Origin of the sequence: Frankia gtarii, assembly GCF_025403375.1 — a bacterium.
In the GTDB taxonomy this organism is placed as follows: domain Bacteria; phylum Actinomycetota; class Actinomycetes; order Frankiales; family Frankiaceae; genus Frankia; species Frankia gtarii.
The window spans coordinates 1-996 of the sequence record NZ_JAMPTM010000567.1 but is presented as its reverse complement, the minus strand read 5'-3'; the positions used below and the strand labels follow the sequence as shown (position 1 = coordinate 996).

Annotated in this window: 1 protein-coding gene; it reads right to left on the bottom strand. The window is 73.4% G+C overall.

Features of this window, described 5'->3' with window-relative positions:
- Positions 1 to 868 (bottom strand): lytic transglycosylase domain-containing protein (locus tag NBZ83_RS32325; RefSeq protein ID WP_261576536.1); only part of this gene is annotated, 868 nt, incomplete at its 3' end.
- Between the last annotated feature and the right edge of the window lie 128 nt (positions 869 to 996).

The window sequence follows — 996 nt, the reverse complement described above, 5'->3', positions numbered from 1 at the left end:
GGACGGCAGGTGGCGAGACCGTTGCGGGACGAGGTGCGGTGGCCGGTGCGGATGCGGGGGCCGCGCCGTCGGTGCTGTATCCGGCGGTCCAGGCGAGGACGGCGTGCACGTAGCTGGTGGACGGGTTGTAGCTGTAGATGGCGGTGCGGAGCTCGGCGGGGTTGGCCAGGTCTCGGTGGGAGCGGCAGAGATAGCCGGCGGCGGAGAGCGTGGCGTCGTCGATGTTGTGGGGGTCGGCGTGCTGGTCGCCGGAGTTGTCGCGGCCAGCCGTGCGCCAGGTCGTGGGGATGAACTGCATGGGGCCGACGGCGTGGTCGTAGGTGGTGTCGTGGTCGAGGGCGCCGCGGTCGGTGTCGCGCACGAGGGCGTGGCCGTGGCGGCCGTCCAGAGGCGGGCCGAGGATGGGAAGGGTGATCGTGCCGTCGGGGGTGATGGGGCGGCCGACGGCGTGGCCGGACTCGACTTTGCCGATACCGGCAAGAAGCTGCCAGGGCAGGTGACAGCCGGGATGCTCGGTGGCGGTGCGGGTTGCGGCGCTGCGGTACGCGGCCAGGACGCGCGCGGGGATGGCCCGGTCGCGGGCGGTCAGGGTGACGGTCTGGGTGGTGGAGCGGCCCGCCGCGGCATCGGCGAGGGCGTGATCGTCAGGGAGTTCGGATGCTGGTGTCGCGGTGGTGGTTGGTGTCGCGGTGGTGGTTGGGGCCACGGTGGGGTTGGTGGAGCTGGCGGGAATGAGCGGTGGGATGACGAGGGGCAACGGGTAGGTGCGGGTGGAGGTCGGAGGGTGAACGGCCGGGATGGGCTCGAGGTTCTGGACGGGGTTGGCGGGTCCCGGGCCCAGGCAGAGGGCGATGAGCAGGCCGATCATGGGTACGGAGGCGAGCCCGCCGGCTGTCTTCCGCTGCCGTCGCCGCCGTCGGGCCCCCTGGCCGGGCAGGGGGGTTGAGCGCGCCGGACCTGTCGGCCGGAATAGCGGCGCGGGCCTGGTCGGCGGCG